The 18,904-nt window shown below is 69.9% G+C and carries 14 protein-coding genes and 1 pseudogene; 10 read left to right on the top strand and 5 right to left on the bottom strand.

Annotated features, from left to right (window positions below):
- Positions 1–89 precede the first annotated feature (89 nt).
- Complete coding sequence (locus LXN57_RS35750) at positions 90–866, top strand: deoxyribonuclease IV (RefSeq protein WP_251802649.1); 777 nt, start codon at positions 90–92, stop codon at positions 864–866.
- Between the two features lie 22 nt (positions 867–888).
- The gene (locus tag LXN57_RS35745; RefSeq protein WP_308206675.1) at positions 889–3,270 is read left to right on the top strand and encodes a hypothetical protein; all 2,382 of its coding nucleotides are present in this window, start codon (positions 889–891) and stop codon (positions 3,268–3,270) included.
- Between the two features lie 93 nt (positions 3,271–3,363).
- Here the strand turns inward: LXN57_RS35745 and LXN57_RS35740 are convergent, their stop codons facing one another.
- The 3 genes from LXN57_RS35740 to LXN57_RS35730 all read right to left on the bottom strand — a co-directional run bounded on the left by LXN57_RS35740 (position 3,364) and on the right by LXN57_RS35730 (position 8,419).
- Positions 3,364–4,896, bottom strand: coding sequence for a glycosyltransferase family 87 protein (locus tag LXN57_RS35740; protein ID WP_251802648.1), 1,533 nt, complete (start codon positions 4,894–4,896; stop codon positions 3,364–3,366).
- A gap of 100 nt (positions 4,897–4,996) precedes the next feature.
- Entirely contained in the window at positions 4,997–7,546 is a 2,550-nt protein-coding gene (locus LXN57_RS35735) for a transglycosylase domain-containing protein (RefSeq protein ID WP_251802647.1), read from the bottom strand.
- 402 nt (positions 7,547–7,948) lie between these two features.
- Positions 7,949–8,419, bottom strand: coding sequence for a DUF5318 domain-containing protein (locus tag LXN57_RS35730; RefSeq protein ID WP_251802646.1), 471 nt, complete (start codon positions 8,417–8,419; stop codon positions 7,949–7,951).
- Between the two features lie 160 nt (positions 8,420–8,579).
- On the opposite strand from LXN57_RS35730, the gene LXN57_RS35725 reads away from it, so the two are divergent.
- Both LXN57_RS35725 and LXN57_RS35720 read left to right on the top strand, forming a co-directional pair.
- Positions 8,580–9,212 (top strand): PadR family transcriptional regulator, encoded by a 633-nt coding sequence (locus LXN57_RS35725; RefSeq protein ID WP_251802645.1) that lies wholly within the window; start codon positions 8,580–8,582, stop codon positions 9,210–9,212.
- Positions 9,213–9,232: 20 nt separating this feature from the next.
- The gene (locus tag LXN57_RS35720) at positions 9,233–10,312 is read left to right on the top strand and encodes an inositol-3-phosphate synthase (RefSeq protein ID WP_251802755.1); all 1,080 of its coding nucleotides are present in this window, start codon (positions 9,233–9,235) and stop codon (positions 10,310–10,312) included.
- 95 nt (positions 10,313–10,407) lie between these two features.
- On the opposite strand, the gene LXN57_RS35715 is transcribed toward LXN57_RS35720, so the two are convergent.
- Together LXN57_RS35715 and LXN57_RS35710 are read right to left on the bottom strand one after the other, a co-directional pair.
- Positions 10,408–10,863, bottom strand: coding sequence for a methylated-DNA--[protein]-cysteine S-methyltransferase (locus tag LXN57_RS35715; RefSeq protein ID WP_251802644.1), 456 nt, complete (start codon positions 10,861–10,863; stop codon positions 10,408–10,410).
- 33 nt (positions 10,864–10,896) lie between these two features.
- Positions 10,897–12,330, bottom strand: a complete 1,434-nt coding sequence (locus tag LXN57_RS35710) for a CCA tRNA nucleotidyltransferase (protein ID WP_251802643.1) — start codon at positions 12,328–12,330, stop codon at positions 10,897–10,899.
- A 282-nt stretch (positions 12,331–12,612) separates the two neighbouring features.
- Between LXN57_RS35710 and LXN57_RS35705 the strand changes: the two genes are divergently transcribed.
- From LXN57_RS35705 to LXN57_RS35680, 6 genes and pseudogenes are all read left to right on the top strand, one after another.
- Positions 12,613–13,485 (top strand): hypothetical protein, encoded by an 873-nt coding sequence (locus tag LXN57_RS35705; protein ID WP_251802642.1) that lies wholly within the window; start codon positions 12,613–12,615, stop codon positions 13,483–13,485.
- A gap of 48 nt (positions 13,486–13,533) precedes the next feature.
- On the top strand, positions 13,534–15,357 hold the full coding sequence (murJ, locus tag LXN57_RS35700) for a murein biosynthesis integral membrane protein MurJ (RefSeq protein WP_251802641.1): 1,824 nt from the start codon (positions 13,534–13,536) through the stop codon (positions 15,355–15,357).
- Between the two features lie 223 nt (positions 15,358–15,580).
- Positions 15,581–17,110, top strand: a complete 1,530-nt coding sequence (locus LXN57_RS35695; protein WP_251802640.1) for a protein kinase family protein — start codon at positions 15,581–15,583, stop codon at positions 17,108–17,110.
- 43 nt (positions 17,111–17,153) lie between these two features.
- Complete coding sequence (sigM, locus tag LXN57_RS35690; protein WP_251802639.1) at positions 17,154–17,831, top strand: RNA polymerase sigma factor SigM; 678 nt, start codon at positions 17,154–17,156, stop codon at positions 17,829–17,831.
- Complete coding sequence (locus LXN57_RS35685; RefSeq protein WP_251802638.1) at positions 17,828–18,679, top strand: RsmA family anti-sigma factor; 852 nt, start codon at positions 17,828–17,830, stop codon at positions 18,677–18,679. Before sigM ends, LXN57_RS35685 begins: the two co-directional genes overlap by 4 nt.
- Positions 18,680–18,811: 132 nt before the next feature.
- Positions 18,812–18,904, top strand: a pseudogene (locus LXN57_RS35680) (thioredoxin-disulfide reductase); the annotation flags it as partial.

The raw sequence follows: 18,904 nt of genomic DNA, 5'->3' as shown, positions 1-18,904 counted from the left end.
GTCAAATGTGATCAATGGAGCTAACGAGACCTGCCGAGGGGCGGTGACGCGCGGAGCAAACTGTCGGACCCGCGTCGTAGTCTCGTCCCATGCGCATCGGAGCCCATGTCGATCCCGCTTCCCCGCTGGAAGAGGCCGCCGCCCGCGGGGCCGAGGCGGTGCAGTTCTTCCTCACCGACCCGCAGGGCTACAAAACCCCCAAACCGCGGGAAGACGCTGCCGCGTTGCGCGAGTCCGAGGTGGACGTCTACGTCCATGCGCCCTACATCGTCAACGTCGCCTCACCCAACAACCGCATCCGCATCCCCAGTCGCAAGCTGCTCATGGCGCACGCCAAGGCCGCGGCCGAGCTGGGGGCCAAGGGCCTGATCGTGCACGGCGGCCATGTGGGTCAGGGCGCCGACATCGCCGCCGGTTTCGACAACTGGCGCAAGGCCTTCGAGTACGCGGAGTCCGACGGCGGTCTGCCGCTGCCGATCCTGATCGAGAACACGGCCGGCGGTGACAACGCGTGCGCCCGCCGGTTCGACGACCTGGCCCGGCTGTGGGAGGCGGTGGGCTCCTTCGGCGCCGGCTTCTGCCTGGACACGTGCCATGCCTTCGCCGGCGGTGAAGACCTGGTCGGCGTGGTCGACCGGGTCAAGGCGATCACCGGCCGCATCGACCTGATCCACGCCAACGATTCCAAGGGCGGTTTCGACTCCGGCCAGGACAGGCACGACAACCTCGGCAATGGCAAGATCGACCCCGAACTCATCGTGGCCGCGATCCGGGCCGCCGGTGCGCCGGCCGTCGTCGAGACGCCGGGCGGCGCCGAGGGACAGACGGCCGACATCACGCTCCTGCGGGAGCGGACAGGCCGGTGAGACGCCGCACGGGGAGAGGGTCATGAGCAGCGAGCATCCGAGGCAGGCCCCCGCCCCGCCGGCTCAATCTCCCGCCGAGCCGCTACGGCCGGCCACCCCCGGCCATGCCTCCACAAACGACACGCCCCCCGCTGCCGGCCCTGCCGCGAGCACTCACAGCCCGGTCACCAGCAGTCGAGCGACGGACGCCGCGCCGACCTTCGTCGACAAGGCCGAGCGGCGGCGGCGCGGTTGGCTGCGCAGGCGGTCCAAGCCGGCTTCCACGGCCACGGCCGCCGCGCCGCCCACGATCCCGGCTCAGGGCGGCCCACCCGCCCAGGAGAGCAAACCGGGCGACCTCAGGCACCGTCCGTCCGAGCCGCCGCGGAACACTCCCGGCGCGACCGTGGACAAAGCACCAGCCTCGAACAAGGCACCGGCCTCGGGCAAAGCGCCAGCCCCGGACAAAACACCCTCGGAGAAGGCAGCAGCCCCGGGTAAAGCGCCAGCCCCGGACAAGGCACCGGCGCCGGGCAAGAACGATGCAGCCGCGGCCTCGAGCCCCACCAAGACCGACCTGCCGAAGGTCGCCGAGGGTCCACAAGAGATCGCCAAGCGACCCGAGCCGTTCCCGAACGAGCGACCCCCCGGCACCCCGCCCGATCCGTTCCGGGCGTTCGCCGCCACCACCGACCGGCCACCGGGGTGGTTCCGGCGCGGCACCCGCCGGTTCGCCCGCTCGCTGATCCACGAGTACGCGCTGGTCGTCTACGCCGGCGTGCTGCTGGCTGTCGCGCTCACCTGGCCCACCCTGCGCTACCCGCTGCACACACTCCCGCAAGACATCTGGGACCCGTCCCGCCAGGCCTGGCAGGTCGCGTGGATCGGCCACATCCTGCTGACCGACCCGGCCCGCCTCTGGCAGTCCAACGCTTTCTTTCCGCTGACCGACAACTTCGCCTTCGGCAACAGCCTCCTCGGCTACGCGCCGTTCGGCATGGTCGGCGAGGGCCCGGCGGCCGCCGTCCTGCGCTACAACATCCTCTTCGTCCTGGCCCACGCCCTGCTCGTGATCGGCGGCTACGCCCTGGTCCGCCAGCTCGGCGCCGGGCGCACCGGCGCCGCCGTGGCCGCCGTCGCCTTCGCGTTCGCCCCCTGGCGCCTCGCCCAGGAGGGCCACCTCGACATCATCTCGGCCGGCGGCATTCCGCTCGCGCTGGCGATGCTGGCCCGCGGGCACGGCTGGTCGCTGCGCCGCGGCCTGCGGCCCGACCGCCGCCGCGCCGGCTGGGCCGCGGCCGGCTGGATCGTGGCGGCCTGGCAGGTCAGTCTCGGTTTCTCGCTCGGTGTCCCGTTCCTCGGCGTGCTCGGCCTCATCCTGGTCGTGCTCCTGCTCGGCACCCCGATCCGTTTCCTGCGCCGCCCGGCCGAACGCCCGATCCTGGGCTCGCGCCTGATGCTCATCGATCTGGCCGGCTCGCTGTTCCTGGCCTGCTTCAGCCTGCTGCTCGCCATTCCGTACTTCCGGGCGCCCGACACCGGACCAGCCGGCACCGAGATCGCCTTCTTCTCACCGCCCCTGCGCAGCCTGCTGATCGGGCCGGCCGAGTCCCGCATCTGGGGTGCCCCGCACGAGGTCCCGCGCTCCTCACTCGGCTGGCCGTCCGAGATGGGGCTGCTGCCGGGGTTCGTGCTCTACGCCCTCGCGCTGGCCGGCCTGGCTTTCTCGATCTGGACCCTGCGCCAGCGCCTGCTGCTGCTCGCCGGCCTGGCTGTCACGATCGTCCTGACCCTGGGCACGAACTTCTACGAGGGCCGCTACACCTACCTGCCGCTCTTCGGCCACCTGCCCGGTTCGTTGGGTCTGCGCATCCCCGGCCGGTTCATGGTCTGGGCCACGCTGCTGCTGGCCGTCCTCGCCGCGGGCGCGGTGGCCGAATTCGTGCGCCGCGCCGAGCACCTGTCCGAACAGCGCATCCCACCCTGGCCCGGCCCCTGGCTGCGGCTGGCCACCTTCGTGCCACTGATGCTGGTGCTGGCCGAGGGCTGGAACGCCACCGCGCACCCGCTGGCCCCGGTGCAGCCCACCGCCATGCGCACGGTCAGCGGCCCGATGCTCGTGCTGCCCACGACCGCCCTCACCGACCAGACGATCATGCTGTGGTCGACCACCCGGTTCCAGCCCATGGTCAACGGCGCCGGCGGTTTCGACGCGGCTCGTCAGGCCGAGATGCGGGCCCGGGTCCAGTCGTTCCCCGACGCCGCGAGCATCGAGTATCTGCGCTCGCTCAACATCGACCGGGTCCTCCTGCTCCGCAGCGAGGTGGCAGGCACGCCGTGGGAACGCGCCGGCGACATCCCGGTGGACGCTCTGGGCATCCGCCGCGAAGACCTCGACGACGCGGTGGTCTTCCACCTCCGCTGAGGCAAGGTCGCGAAGAGCGCCTTCGCTCAGGCAAGGTCGCGAAGAGGCCCGGCCGCCTCCAGCGGGGCAGCCGGGCCTAAGGCTCGGGACGGATCAGACCTTGACGACGGTCTGCTCGGCTGGCGGTGGCGGGTCGAGCGACGCCGGCGCGGCGGGGGAGCGGTCGACGCGGAAGGTCCGCCGCAGGCGGCTGATCCACGGTGCGTCCGGACCGTTCAGCGGGCCGCCGTCAGGGTCGTCGTCGTAGGTCTGGCGCACGGCGTCGAGTTCGGGCTTCCAGATCTCACGCACAACCAGGCCGCACAGGATCGCCACCGTCACCAGCCGCAGGGTCGAGGCCAGCACGAACGTGCCCTCGGGGATCACCGGCTTGCCGCCGGCGCCCATCAGCTCGGCGTAGAACGCGGTGAAGTAGCCGAACTCGGCCACCGTCCAGGCGATGATCGCGCCCCAGCGCGGCCGCGCCAGCACGATCAGCGGCAGCAGCCAGAGCACGTACTGCTGCGACCACACCTTGCTGGTGATCAGGAAGGCCGCCACGACCAGGAACGCCAGCTGGGCCACCCGGGGACGCCGAGGCGCCAGCCAGGCCAGCAGGCCGATCGCGGCGCAGGCGAGGCCGAACAGCGCGTACGAGACCAGGTTGAGCGTCGGCACGTGATCGCTCAGCCATTGGAAGGGGCCCTGATCCCCCGCCGCGCCCGAGTTCCACTTGCCGTCGAGGTAGCGCCCCACGTACCAGAGCGTGCCCCAGTCGATCGGCCGCTCACTGTTGAGGCGGAAGAAGCGCAGCCAGCTCTCGTGGTACCAGAAGAAGACCGGGAAGTTGACCACCGCCCAGCTCACCACCGCCGTGGCCATGGCCGCGCCCCAGGAGCGCATGGCTTTCGACCGCAACGCGAGCACCAGCAGCGGCCCGAGAATGAACAGCGGCCACAGTTTGGCCGCTCCGCCGAGCCCCAGGAAGACACCGGCCCAGGCCGGATGCTTCTTCGCCCACAGATAGAGCCCGGCCGCGGCCAGCCCGATCGCCAGGAAGTCCCAGTTGACCGTCGCGGTGAAGAAGATGATGGGCGACACCGCGAAGATCGCGGCGTCCCACGGCCGGCGTCTGCGCAACGCCAGGATCACGGCGGCCGTGGCCACCGCCAGCGCCGAGAGCACGATCGCGTTGATGTTGTAGAACCAGGTGCCCTGGTTGATCTCGGGGTGCGTCTCGCCGTACGCGTGGACCGGCAGCCCCAGGGCGCCCATGAAGTAGCCCGTCACGACGGGGTACTCCACCGGCCAGTCCTTGTACGGCACGGCGCCCTCGTTGAGGTGCTCGGCGTAGTACAACGCGAGCACGTCGGTGTAGCAGAACCGCGTGTATTGGACGTTCTGCTGCCAGTCGCCGCTCTGGCACGGCGACTTCTGCACCCACGAGAACGCGAGCGTCATGCAGATCAGCGCCAGGATGATCCGCGGCGCCGTCCAGAAGCGCCCACGCCGGGCCTCGGGCCGCACCGCGTGTGAACCGAGCGGCCCCCCGATGGCCTCGGACAGGCCGCGCACGAATCCGTCCGACGTCGCCGGCGCGCTCGGCTTGTCGGGGCGGTCGATGTCCTCGGGCGGTTGCGTGCTCATGTCATGGCATCATGCCGTACTTGCCGCCTGGGGCCGGGAACGACCTACGGCCAAAACGAACCGGCGCGCACCCCCTGAGGGATGCGCGCCGGTGAACGAGCTAGTCGCCGTTGTTCTGTGGCGTCAGTGTCGGCTCTGTCGGCTGCTGTTCGGGTGTCCCGCCGCCGTCATCCTCATCGCCGCCGCCGTCGGTATTACCGCCGTCGCCGTCGTTGTTGCCACCGCCGCCGTTGTTGTCGCCACCACCGTTGTTGTCGCCGCCGTTGTTGTTACCGCCGCCGTTGTTGTTGCCGTTCCCGTTCCCGCCACCGTTGTTGTTGTTCTGGTTGCAGTCGGGCCCGATGAAGCCGAGCACGCAGTCGCCGTCGTTGTCCGACCGGTCCTGCTGCGGCGGCGGGGCGGCCTGGCCGTTGGCGAAGGGGCTGTCCGGGTTGCCGGTCTCGACGCGGTTGGGGAAGTCCTCGCGCTCCAGATCCTTCGCCTTGATCACGGCGTCGAGGAACTTCTTCCAGATCTTCGACGGTGTGCCGGCGCCGAACATGTCCCGGCCGTTGGATTCCTTCAGCTCGACCTTGTTCTTGGCGCCGCCGACCCAGACCGTCGCGGCGAGCTGCGGCATGCCACCCACGAACCAGGTGTCACCGCTGCCCTCCTTGAACTCCCAGGTGCCGGACTTGGCGATGCCTTCCTGGCCGTTGCGCAGGTCGCGGTCGTCGACCTCGACGATCTCCTTCATCACGGACTGGAGGTTCGACATCTGGTCGGGCTCGAAGACCTTGTTTCCGTCGATCTTCTCGCTGCCGACGATCGACTTCTCGCCGGTGTCGGGGTCGACCCGGGACACCGAACGGATGAAGTGGGCGTCGTGGTGGACGCCGCCGCCGACGATCGTGGCGACACCCTCGGCGTGCTCGAGCGGCACGACACGGTACTGGCCGAAGGCGACCTCGTTGTCGAAGTAGCCCTTCTTGGTCCAGGTCGACTTGTCGGTCTTGTTGAGGTCGACCAGCTTGCCGTCGTCGGTGTACATGTGGCCGACGCCGGCGTCGCGGGCGGCCGCGATCACCTTGTCACGGCCGATGCCGTCGGCGATCCAGTAGAACGGGAAGTTGTACGACTTGATCGTCGCCGTCTCGAGGTCACAGCGCTTGATCTGGCCCTTGCAGACCGTGCCCGGGTCGGCGCCGGCGTTGCTGATCTTCGTGCCGTTGGGGCGCAGCTTCGTGCCGTCCCAGCGCGTCTTGAAGGAGATGTCCTCCCGCAACGCGGCCGCCAGCGTGTAGATCTTGAACGTCGAGCCGGGCGACTGGCCACCGTCGATCTTGAGGGTGTCACCGCGCATGTAGCCGCCGTAGTCGATGCCGGTCGGGTCGTCGCCACCGTAGTAACCGAGCACCCGCCCGTTCTTCGGGTCGATGCCGATCACCGCCGCCTGGTACGTCGCCGGCTTGTCGTTCATCGGGGAGCTCTCGCTCTTGCGGGAGCCCGCCTCCTCGGCCGCCTTCTGCACCACCGGGTCGATCGTGGTGGTGACGGTCAGGCCGCCCTTGTCGAACTCCTGCTGGCTGATGCCCATCTCGGCCAGCTCGGCGCGAACATGCCGCATGATCATGCCGACCGGCTTGCCGTCCGTACTGCGGGCGGTGGAGCTCTTGGTGGCTTTCTTGACCGTCGGGTATTTGCGCTTGTTGTAGACGTCCTGGGAGATCCAGCCCATCTCGAGCATGTTGGCCATCGTGTACTCCCACCGGGCCTTGGCGTCGGTGGGGTTGACGTTCGGATCGTATCCGCCATGCGTGGCCGTGGGCTCCGGCTGCTTGATGATCGAGGCAAGAACCGCGGCCTCGTACGGCGTGATGGCGTTCTTCTGCCCGGCCGGAGTCGTCACCGACTTGCCGAAGTAGCCCTGCGCCGCGGCTTGGATGCCGTACCGGCCGTTGCCCAGGTAGATGTAGTTCAAGTACATGCCCATGATCTGGTCTTTGTTGTACTTGCCCTCCAGCTTGCGGGCGATCACGGCTTCGCGGAGCTTCCGGTTGTAGCTGATGTCCTTGAGGTCGGCCGCGTGCCGCGCGTACTGCTGGGTGATCGTCGACGCGCCCTGCTGGTCGCCACCGGTGAAGTTGTTCCAGGCGGCGCGGACGATGCCCTTCATGTCGATGCCGTGGTGCTTGTAGAAGTTCTTGTCCTCGGCGGCGGCGACCGCGTGCTCGACCACCTTGTTGATCTGAGCCTCGGGCACCACCGTGCGGTTCTGTTCGCCCAGCTTGGCCAGGACGGCGCCCTTGGTGTCGAGGATCACGTTCGACTGGTCCTCGCTGACCGGCGAGGGCAGGTCGACATCGTCGAAGAAGTAGGTGCCGCCGACCACGCCCGCGCCGAGCAGGATGACCATGACGGCCGCCGCGGCGGTCAGGATGTTGGTGCGGCGGCGGCGCTTGGCCGCCTTCGACTTGTCCTTGCCGCCGCCCGACCGACCGCCACCACCGATGCTGCCCTCGTCGTTCGGGCCGAAGGTCGACGGCCCGGGGCGTACGGCCGCCCGCGCGACCGGTCCCGTGCCGCGCACCGGGGCAGCGGCGCCGACCGAGGCGCGCGCACCGACCCGGGCCGAGCCGACCGGAGCACGGCCGGGTGTGGCGGAGCCCACGGCAGCACGACCGGCGGGAGCCGATCCCACCGAGGCCGACCCCACCGAGGCCGAGCCGACGGAGGCGCGACCACCGGAGCCGCGGCGGTACGCGTCCGGCGCCGGCCGGGCCGACGCCGAATAGGAAGATTGGTCGTCGTCAGGCGCGGAGTTCGCGGATCCGGGCACACGGGCCCGGGCACGCGAAGACTGCGGTTCGCCGTACGAGTTCATGCGGTCACACCTCGGTCGCGGTGACGTGCGCCGGGAGGACCCTGGAGGGGACCTCACCAGCGACGACGCGCGCGGACGATTCGGGCTGCATACCGGCAGCCGCCCTGACGGATGTCATGAATGACCGGCCGTGGCGCTGGATGCGCGAGCCGGTCGGGGTCGTGTCAACGGTAGCGAGATCGATCCGCGTCATCGGCGGCCGTCCCAGCCGTATGACGACAACCCGAGTTCGCGGTGGCGGCCCGCGGCGGACGAGGCGGCGACCGCATCGTCCCGATCGAGTTCGTCAGCGGTGAGCGCGTCCCGGCCGAGCAGGTACTGCTCGGTCAGGTGATTCCACGCGCACGACTGGCACACTTCCACGACGTACACCTGAAACTCACGCAGCGTCATCGCCAGCGCAGGCAGCTCGGAGAGCTTGCGAGCCTGCCCGGCGGTCTGCTTGAGCTCGTCGCCGTAGATGTAGTGGACCAGGGTCAGATTGTCGCGGCGGCAGATCGGGCATCGCTCCTCGGTCGGCTCGCCATGGAATCGAGCTGCGCTTTTGAGGTATGGCGAGGCATCACAGACCTCGAGCGTCCCCACCTTGCCGTTGTGCACGTCACGCAGCACTGCTCGCTTCTGTAGCGAGTAGTCGACGACCTGCCGCTGCGTTCGCATGGCGACGAGAGTACGCGGTCCAGCGTGAAGGGGCGACAGTCATCACTCAGCGTGGCGCACAAGTAGCGCAGTCATGAACACCTTGCGCACCCGTGACAACGGATCTACGGTTGCGATGTATCGGGCCGATACATCGGGGCGAAGTGAAGGGGGTTGGCTGATGCTGGAACTGGCGATTCTCGGCCTCCTCCAGGAGACCCCGATGCACGGCTACGAGCTCCGGAAGGAGCTGTCCACCAAGATGGGCACCTTCCGCGCCGCGATCAGCTACGGCACCCTCTATCCGACGCTCAAGCGACTTCGGACGGCCGGCTGGATCACCGAATCCGAGTCCGACCCGTCGATGATCCCCCCGATGACCAGCAAGCGGGGCCGCGTTGTTTACAAGATCACTGCCGACGGCAAGGAGCGGTTCGCCGATCTGCTCGCCTCGGCCGGCCCGGAGACGTACGACGACGCCGGCTTCGGTGTCCATTTCGCGTTCTTCTCCCGGACCGACCGCGCCACCCGGCTGCGCATCCTCGAGGGACGCCGCCGGCGCATAGAGGAACGGCGGGAGGGCCTGCGCGACGTGCTGTCACGCGCCGCGGGCCGGCTCGACGCGTACACGCTCGAACTGCAGAGACACGGACTCGACGCCGCCGAGCGCGAAGTCCGCTGGCTGGAGGAGCTCATCACGAATGAGCGTTCCGGCCGCGCCCCCGCCGGGTCCATGGGAGAGATCGACCTCCCCACGGAGCCGGCTGCGGACGCATCCCCCGAACCCCCGCGTCCGCATCAGGACCGGCCGTGATGAACAAGGAGGCAAACGCGATGGGCTCCGTCCGCGTCGCCATCGTCGGTGTGGGTAACTGCGCCTCGTCCCTCGTACAGGGCGTGGAGTATTACAAGAACGCCGACCCCAACGACCGCGTCCCGGGTCTCATGCACGTGACCTTCGGCGACTACCACGTATCCGACGTGAAGTTCGTCGCGGCGTTCGATGTGGACGCCAAGAAGGTCGGCATGGACCTGAGCGAGGCGATCGTCGCCAGCGAGAACAACACGATCAAGTTGACCGACGTGCCGCCGACCGGCGTCACCGTCCAGCGTGGACCGACCTTCGACGGTCTGGGCACGTACTACCGCGAGATCATCGAGGAGTCGTCGGTCGAGGCCGTCGACGTCGTGCAGGCGCTGCGCGACGCCCAGGTCGACGTGGTCGTCTCCTACCTGCCGGTGGGCTCCGAGCAGGCCGACAAGTTCTACGCCCAGGCCGCGATCGACGCCGGCTGCGCCTTCGTCAACGCGCTGCCGGTCTTCATCGCCTCCGACCCGGTGTGGGCGCAGAAGTTCACCGACGCCGGCCTGCCGATCGTCGGCGACGACATCAAGAGCCAGGTCGGCGCGACCATCGTGCACCGCGCGCTGGCCAAGCTGTTCGAGGACCGCGGTGTCGAGCTGCTGCGCACGTACCAGCTCAACTTCGGCGGCAACATGGACTTCATGAACATGCTGGAGCGCAACCGCCTGGTCTCCAAGAAGATCTCGAAGACTCAGTCGGTGACCTCCCAGATCCCGCACGAGATGATCAAGAGCGACGTGCACATCGGCCCGTCGGACCACGTGCCGTGGCTCGACGACCGCAAGTGGGCCTACATCCGGCTCGAGGGCCGCTCGTTCGGCGACACCCCGCTGATGGCCGAGCTCAAGCTCGAGGTGTGGGACTCACCGAACTCGGCCGGTGTGATCATCGACGCCGTCCGCGCGGCCAAGATCGCCAAGGACCGCGGGATCGGTGGCCCGATCCTGTCGGCCTCCTCGTACTTCATGAAGTCCCCGCCGGTGCAGTACAACGACCATGACGCCAAGGAGAGCGTCGAGGCGTTCATCCGCGGTGACGTCGAAAGCTGAGCCATCCAGTCGAAAAGGGCCGGGCCGGTTGGCCCGGCCCTTTCGCTGTGGCCAGGCTCGCGCTCTCTCGCTGTGACCAGGCTCGCGCTCTTTCGCTATGACCAGGCTCGCGCCAGGGCGACCCGCGCCTCGAGCTCGAGCAGCTTGCGCTTGCGGTCGAGGCCGCCGCCGAAACCGACCATCTTGCCGCCGGCGCCGACCACCCGATGACACGGCACGATCACCGGTATCGGATTGTGGTTGCAGGCCGTGCCCACCGCGCGGGCAGCACCCGGGTCGCCCAGAGCAGTCGCGATCGCCCCGTACGTGACCATCTCGCCGTACGGAATCTTGGCGATCTGACCCCAGACGGAGCGCTCGAACTCGGACCCGCCGGGCATCTCGACCGGCACCGAGAAGTCGGTGAGCTCGCCGGCGAAATACGCCTCGAGCTGCGCGACCGCGGGATGGGAGCCGCCCGGCCCGGGCCGGGCGGCGAAGCGCACCCCCACGACGGTGTCGCCCTCGACGGCGACGCCGAGCGGTCCGATGGGTGATTCGACGACGAACATGCCCCCGATTCTGCCCCGGGGGTACGACAGTCTCTAAGAGGAGAGGTGCCCGTTGTCGCGGGCCCACTTGAACAGCTCGGCCTCGGCCTCGTCCCGTGTCAGCGGCCCCCGGTCGAGGCGCAGCTCCTTGAGGAAGCGCCAGGCCTGACCCACGACCGGGCCCGGTGGCACACCCAGCAGCTCCATGATCGCGTTGCCGTCGAGGTCGGGGCGGACGCGGGCGAGATCCTCCTCGGCCGCGAGCCGGGCGATCCGGTCCTCGAGCGCGTCGTAGTCGGCCGCCAGGTTGGCTGCCTTGCGCTTGTTGCGGGTCGTCACGTCCGAGCGGGTGAGCTTGTGCAGCCGGCTGAGCAGGGGACCGGCGTCGGTGACGTAGCGGCGCACGGCCGAGTCGGTCCACTCGCCCCGGCCGTACCCGTAGAACCGCAGATGCAGCCCGACCAGCTCGACCACGTCCGACGTGACGTCCTTGGGGTACTTCATGGCCTTCATGCGCTGGCGGGTCAGGCGGGCGCCGACCACCTCGTGGTGGTGGAAGCTGACCCGGCCGTCGCGCCCGACCGCCTTGGTGGCCGGCTTGCCGACGTCGTGCATGAGCGCGGCCATCCGCAGCACGAAGTCGGGCCCCTCGTCGCCCTCGAGCCGGATCGCGTTCTGCACGACGATCAACGTGTGCTCGTAGACGTCCTTGTGCTGGGCGTGCTCGTCGATCTCGAGCTTGAGCCCGGCCACCTCGGGGATGAAGTAGTCGCCGAGGCCCGTGTCGACCAGCAGGCGCAGCCCGGCGATCGGGTCGGCGCCGGTCATGAGCTTGGTGAACTCGTCCCGGATCCGTTCCGCGGTGATTCGCTGCAGATCGGGGGCCATGTCGCGCATGGCCGAAATGACCGCTTCATCCACAATGAACTGCAGCTTGGACGCGAACCGGGCCGCCCGCAGCATCCGAAGTGGATCATCGCCGAAGGACTGGGCTGGGGGGGCGGGGGTGCGGATCACCTTCGCGGCGAGATCCTCCAGTCCCCCGTACGGGTCGGTGAAGACGTGCCCGGGCAGTGACACCGCCATCGCGTTGATCGTGAAGTCACGCCGCTCGAGGTCGTCCAGCAGCGACGTGCCGTACTCGACCACCGGATTGCGGGTCACACCGTCGTACGCCTCGGCCCGGAAGGTCGTGATCTCGAGGCGCAGGCCGTCCTTCTGCAGGCCGATCGTGCCGAACTCACGACCGGTCTCCCAGATCGCGTCGGCCCAGCCCCGCACGACCTCGAGGGTCTGCTCGGGGCGGGCGTCGGTGCAGAAGTCGAGATCGTCGCCGAGCCGGCCGAGCAGCGCGTCGCGCACCGAACCGCCGACCAGGTGCAACTCATGGCCGGCGGCGCCGAACCGGCGCCCCAGCTCATCGGCGACGGGGGAGACCCGCAGCAACTCGGCGACCGCGTTTCGCTGGGCGGTGTTCAACACAGACATGGGACAACCAGGCTATAGGTCTTCAGTCGGGTTCTGGGCGGCGGGTGGGGCGGTTGGAGGGAGGTCTTCAGTCGGGTTCTGGGCGGCGGGTGGGGCGGTTGGAGGGAGGCCGTCAGTCGGGTTCTGGGCGGCGGGTGGGGCGGTTGGAGGGAGGCCGTCAGTCGGGTTCAGGGCGGCGGGTGGGACGGTTGGAGGGAGGCCGTCAGTCCGCTTCTGGGCAGCGGGCGGGGCGGTCGAACCGCGGCCGTGGCAGGGGACCACGCCAGCGGGCAGGATGGGCGGGTGCCCGTTCCCGAGGCGCTGCTCCGCCTGACCGAGAACCCAGATTTCTGGACCGGCGCGATCGGCGACAACCCGACCTCCGAGCTGCGTGTGACCTTCCCGGTCATCGGCGGCTATGCCCTCGTGCTCGACCTCGACCCGGCCACCGGCGAGCGCACGCTCGGTCTGCGCGGTCCGGCCCACAGCGAACCGGTCCAGCTCGCCTGGGCGCCGGCCGGCGGTCCCGTCCCTGCCGCCCTGCGCTGGTGGGAGCTCGACCTCTGCGCCCGGGTGATCGCCTGGGAGGATCCGACGCTGCCGCACCCGGGCCTGGTGGTCGCGCTGCTGTCGCCGTTCGCGCCGGCCACCCCCGAGGACGACGAGCCCGCGGTGGCCGCGATGCGGGAGGCGGCGTACCGGTCGCTGCGCCGCGACGTGCCGCCGGCCGAGCCGTCGGGTCCCGAACAGGCGCCGCTGCCGCTCTTCGCCGGCGACGACTGGTGGCCGGCCCCGGCCGTGCCGTCGCCGCAGGTGCTCGACGAGGCCGCGATCGCTGAGCTCAGCCGGTCGCAGATCACCTTTCACGACGTACGCGGTGGGTCGCGCTTTCCGCGCGAGCTTCTGGCCGATCTCGTACGCCTGTCCGCCGCGCACCTCGAGGCGGTCTCCCGCGAGCAGTGGTACGCCGACACCCGCCCGATCGCCCGGCACATCCTGGAAAGCGGTGATCTTCGGCCTATTCCGGCCCTGCTCGGTGCGCTCACCGAGGCCGGCTGCGATCATCCGACCGTGCTCGACGCGCTGAGTGAGCCGCTGGTGCCCGCCGAGGCCTGCTGGATGGTCGAGACCCTGGCCGGGGCCGAACCGGGCACGCTCCTGCGGCACAGTCTGTGATTGCACCTCTATGGTGGCTGGAGTTCCGCACGATGCTCGGGAGGTTCGGTGAACGGCGGGATCTACCGCAGCGCGAACGCCGTGCCGGACGGTGAGCCACCGCGGCCGGAGGACGGCGTCTACCGCAGCGCGAACGCCGCGCCCTACGGTGAGCCGCCGAGGCCCGAGGACGGCGTCACTCTGATCTCGGTCGACGACCAACTGCCCGGGGTGGCCGCGGCCGAGGATCAGGCCCTCCCGCCCGAAGAGCTGCCGCCGCCGGCAGCGACGAGCACGGTCGGCACCAGCGCGATGATGGCGGTGGCCAGCTTCATCAGCCGGATCATCGGCTTCGTCCGCAACGCCCTGATCGGCATCACCCTCGGCGGGTACATCGGTAGCGCGTTCACCAGCGCACAGTTCCTTCCCGGCCAGATCTACGAGCTGCTGCTCGGCGGCATCCTGAGCAGCGTGCTCGTGCCACTGCTGGTGCGGCGGCGCAAGGCCGACCATGACGGCGGGCTGGAATTCACCCGCAAGCTGCTCACCTTCGCCGTGGTGTCGCTCGGCATCGCGACTGTGCTGGTGGTGGTCGCGGCCCCGGCGATCACCTGGATCCAGGCCAGCGACGACAACACCGCCGCCTACCGCTCGCTGGTCACGAACTTCGCGTACTGGATTCTGCCGATCATCTTCTTCACCGGGCTCTCCGCAATGATCGGCGCGGTGCTGAACACCCGGGGTCACTTCGCCGCGCCGACCTGGGCGCCGATCCTCAACAGCCTCGTGGTGATCGCTGCCTGCGGCGTCTTCATCGTCTCTTTCGGCACTGACAAGGACCTGCAGCCCGAGGACGTGTCGGGCGCGCAGATCGCCGTGATGGGCGGCGGCATGCTGCTCGGCATGGTGGCCCAGGCGGTCGGCCTGCTGCCGGCGCTGCGCAAGGTCGGCTTCAGCTGGAAGTGGCGCTGGGATCCCCGCTCGCTGGGCCTGGGCGAAATCGGCCGGCTGGCCGGCTGGATGCTCTGCTACGTCGCGGCCAACCAGATCGCCGTCTTCGTCGTGGTGCGCATCCTCAACCGGGTGGCCGGCGAGGGCAGCGCCAGCGTGCTCGCCTTCAACAACGTCTTCCTGCTGGTCACGATGGCGCACGGGATCATCGGCGTCTCGGTGATGACGGCGCTGCTGCCCAAGATGAGCGCGGCCGCCGCCGAGGGCCGCTACGCCGAGGTGAGCGCCGACCTGAGCCGGGCCATCCGGCTGGTCACCGTGGCGCTGGCCCCGATCGCGGTGGTCTACGGCGTGCTGGGCGCCCCGATCGCCGTCATGCTTTTCCAGGGTGGCGCGTTCGACAACGGCGACGCGCTGGCCACCGGCACGGTGCTCGTGGTGGCCGCGTTCGCCGTGATCCCGCTGTCGATCAGCTACCTCTGCACTTACACCTTCTATTCCTTGCAGGGCAACCGCACCGCCGCGCTGATCAACCTGCCGGTGGTCGCCGTCCGCATCGGCGCCTATTTTGTCCTGGCCGAGGTGCTCAAGGCCTCGCTGTCGGCGGCCGGCATGACGGCGGCCAACGCGATTTCGTACGCCGTCTCCGCGCTCATCTCGCTGGCCGTGCTCCGCCGCAAGATCGGCCGGCTCAACCTCGGTTCGGTCGCCGTGGCCCTGATCAAGGTGGTGATCGCGGCCGCTGTCGCCGCCGGCCTCGGGCTGCTGGTCGTGCATCTGCTGCCCGGCGCCGGGGCCCCGTCCGGCCGCGGCGAGGCGATTCTGCAACTGATCGCGGGCGGCGCCGTGATTCTGGTGGCCTATCTGGGCGCGGCGCTCGTTCTGCGGGTCTCCGAGGTCAGCCAGGTGATCGGGCTGGTGCGCCGCAAACTCGGCCGCTGACCAGTCGTTTTACTAGCACCGAGCGTTACCTGGAAGCTACTCAGCGCGGTGTCCGGGGTTGCCGCGCCGGGGGGACGACCTGCCGCGGCATAGCCCCGGGCGGGTATGGTCGGTGTCGGCATGTGCTTGAGGCACGTCGCCGTTCGCACCGAGTACGGCATTTGCAGCTAGCAACATCTGCACCTAGCACGGCGTACCGTGCGTGGAGCACCGAGGAGGACTGGTGACCCAGGTCGGCGAAGGCCACGAGACCGCGGCCGATGCGGACGGACCAGTCATGACCTTCGGTGCGCCTGCCGCCGGTGAGGTCCTGGCCGAGCGCTATCAGCTTGAGGAACACGTCAACGACGACAGCGCCGGCCGGCAGGTCTGGCGCGGTATCGATGTCATCCTGCGCCGCCCGGTCGCCGTGGTGCTGCGCTACCCCGGCGGCGGCTCGGCCTCCGAGATGCTCCAGGCCGCGGTCGACGCGAGCCGGGTCATCCACCCCAACCTGGTCGGCGTCTACGACGCGATCGACGAGGGCGCCCGTGCCTACGTCGTCCGCGAGTGGGTCGACGGCGAATCGCTGCGCGAGTTGGTCTCGACCGACGGACCGCTCGACCCGGGCCGCGCCACCGCGATCGCCCACTCGATCGCCGACGCCCTGGCCGCGGTGCACGCGACCGGCATGGTGCACGGCAACGTCCACCCCGGCACCACGCTGATCGGCGACGACGGCCGGGTTGTGCTGGCCGACGCCCGCGCCGACTCGGCCGACAACGTCGAGGGCGACATCCGCGCGGTCGGCGGCATTCTCTACTTCGCGCTGACCGGCCACTGGCCGCACACCGAGGTGGGCCGCTCGACGCTGCCCGATGCCAACCGCGACGCGACCGGCAACCCGGCCGCGCCCCGGCAGATCCGCGCCGGCATCCCCGCCTACCTCGACGACCTGACGATGGACCTGCTCGACACCCGGGTCGCCGCGCCCGAGGCCGACGCGCTCACCGCCGAACTGGCCCGGCTCGACGCCGCCGAGGAAGACTACGAGGACGTCGGCCCCCTGCGTTTCACGCAGAACGCGACGACCGAACCCACCCGCAGCACACCCAAGATCATCGTTGGGGTGGCGGCGCTGGTCGTCATCGCGGTCATCGGCCTGGTGTTCGGCATCCGCGCGATCAGCACATCGGGCGACGACAAGCCGTCCGGCACCACCCAGGCCGGCGCCGGCAGCAGCACCGGGACGCCTGCCGACGAGCAGACCCCGGCCCCCGCGCCCAAGAAGATCGCGCTGACGGCCGACATGGTCCGCATCGTCGACCCGCCGGACGGCAGCCGCGAGGACACCGGCGAGTCGAAGTTCACCGTCGACGGCGACGCCGACACGGCTTGGGAGACCCAGCGGTTCAAGCAGGCCAACTTCGGCAACTTCAAGCCGGGCATGGGCGTCCTGGTCGACCTCGGATCGGCCCGCAAGCTCTCCGAGATCCAGGTCGAATTGTCGCAGCCGGGCGTCACCATGGACATCCGGGCCGGCTCCGACGACCCCGGCGACACCTCGGCCGGCGACCAAAAGATCATGCAGACCTACAAGCGGCTGGGCGACAGCGAGACCAAGACCGACGGCACGCGCGAGGTCTTCTCGGTCTTCAACCCCGACCAGACCTACCGCTACGTGCTGGTCTTCATGACCAAGCTGCCCTCGGCCGACGACGGCAACGGCGGCTTCAAGGTCAGCCTGCAAGAGATCGAGGTCTACGGCTACTGAGCGTCGGTCCCCGCCGCTCGCGCCGTCCAGATAGATTGCTGGCGTGACTTCCGGGGACGCCTCGCCGAGCGACGCAGAGCTGCTGCGCGCCCATGTCGACGGCGACCGCGAGGCGTTCGGCGAACTGGTCCGCCGGCATCGGGACCGCCTGTGGGCCGTTGCCCTGCGCACGATCGGCGACCGTGAAGAGGCAGCCGACGCCGTACAGGACGCGCTTCTGGCGGCCCACCGCAACGCGGCCCGGTTCCGCGGCGACTCGGCTGTCACCACCTGGCTGCACCGCATCGTGGTGAACGCCTCCCTCGACCGCATCCGCCGCCGCCAGGCCCACCCGACCGTGCCGCTGCCCGACGGCAGCCGTTCCGACGACCGGCCGTCCGGCGTGGAACCGGCCGCCCCGGTCGCCGACCACGAGACGTCGCTGCTCGTCCGGCAGGCGCTGGCCGATCTGCCGGCCGACCAACGGGCCGCGATCGTGCTGGTCGACGTCCAGGGCTACCCGGTCGCCGAGGCGGCCGAGATCCTCGACGTGGCGGTCGGCACGATCAAGAGCCGGTGCGCCCGCGGCCGGGCCCGGATGGCGCTCGCGCTCGGCGAGTTGCGGGGGAGAGACAGCGGTCACGCCGCGGCCGGGAACCAGGACGCCGCCGAAACCGTCCCATCGGGACCGGGTACGACGCAGCCGCAACCCGGCCGGAACGAACGGAGGGACCCGAGGTGACCGGGGCCGAATTCAGCGGGGTCGACATCGACCTGCTGGCGGACTACATCGGTGGGGCCCTCGAGGGCACCCCCGACGAGTCCGCGGTGGCCACGCTGATCGCCGAGGATCCCGAATGGCGCGTGGCATACGAGTCCCTCAGCGGCGGGGTCACCCTGGTACGCGCCGAACTGGGCCGCCTCGGGCCCGAGCCGATGCCCGACGACCTGGCCGCCCGGCTCGACGGCATGTTCAGCGCGCCCACGCTGACCCTGGTCAAGGGCGACGCCGCAGCCCCCGGCCCGCCGAGCAGCCGCCGGCGCCGCTGGGTGACCCCGATCGCCATCGCGGCCGGCTTCATCGCTTTTGTCGGTTTCGGCGCCGACTATCTCGCCGGTACCAGCGGACAGCAGACGAACGACAGTGCCGGTTCCTCCGTCGGTTCGGACGAGCGCGCGATGTCCTCCGCCCCCGGCGAGACGATCCTGGCCACGGGCACCGACTACACCCGCGCCACCCTCGCCATCGAACCCGTTCAGCCGCTCACCGCCAGCGACAACGCCTCCTCGTCGGCCCTCGGCGAGTCCGGGGCCGACCAGCCGAACCGCAGCCGCATCGCGCTCCAAGACCCGGCCCTGGCCCGGCTGTCCGACCAGGCCGCGCTCCAGGAGTGCTTCGCAGCCATCGAGCGCGAGAACGCCGGCGGCACGATCGCGGTCCAGACGGTCGACTTCGCCCGGTTCGATGGCGTATCAGCCGTCATTGTGCGGTTCACCGCGGAGAACGGCGACTGGGTCTGGGCCGCCGGAGCCGACTGCGGCACGCGCGTCGCGGGCGCCGACGTGTTCGACAAAGTCCCGGTACGCTGAACGGCACCCCAGACAACCCGCGTGAGGTCGGCCACGGCTGCCCGGGCGGGAATGGCGGTACCCAGCATGGCGTTCTAGCGTGCAGTGTCGCCGAGCGGATATCCCGGCGAAGAGCAGACTGAGGAGTCGGCAGTGGACGAGGTCCGTAATCTGATCATCATCGGTTCGGGGCCGTCCGGCTACACCGCGGCGCTGTATGCCGCCCGGGCGAACCTCAAGCCGCTC

It is taken from the genome of Paractinoplanes hotanensis (assembly GCF_023717965.1).
Lineage (GTDB): Bacteria > Actinomycetota > Actinomycetes > Mycobacteriales > Micromonosporaceae > Actinoplanes > Actinoplanes polyasparticus.
This window is presented reverse-complemented; position numbering and strand designations above follow the sequence as displayed.

Bases quoted from the DNA above. Each gene is read 5' to 3' on its own strand.
- LXN57_RS35715 (WP_251802644.1), bottom strand. From the start codon at position 10,863: ATGTTCGTCGTCGAATCACCCATCGGACCGCTCGGCGTCGCCGTCGAG.
- LXN57_RS35710 (WP_251802643.1), bottom strand. From the start codon at position 12,330: ATGTCTGTGTTGAACACCGCCCAGCGAAACGCGGTCGCCGAGTTGCTG.
- LXN57_RS35745 (WP_308206675.1), top strand. From the start codon at position 889: ATGAGCAGCGAGCATCCGAGGCAGGCCCCCGCCCCGCCGGCTCAATCT.
- LXN57_RS35720 (WP_251802755.1), top strand. From the start codon at position 9,233: ATGGGCTCCGTCCGCGTCGCCATCGTCGGTGTGGGTAACTGCGCCTCG.
- LXN57_RS35750 (WP_251802649.1), top strand. From the start codon at position 90: ATGCGCATCGGAGCCCATGTCGATCCCGCTTCCCCGCTGGAAGAGGCC.
- LXN57_RS35730 (WP_251802646.1), bottom strand. From the start codon at position 8,419: ATGCGAACGCAGCGGCAGGTCGTCGACTACTCGCTACAGAAGCGAGCA.
- LXN57_RS35740 (WP_251802648.1), bottom strand. From the start codon at position 4,896: ATGAGCACGCAACCGCCCGAGGACATCGACCGCCCCGACAAGCCGAGC.
- LXN57_RS35725 (WP_251802645.1), top strand. From the start codon at position 8,580: ATGCTGGAACTGGCGATTCTCGGCCTCCTCCAGGAGACCCCGATGCAC.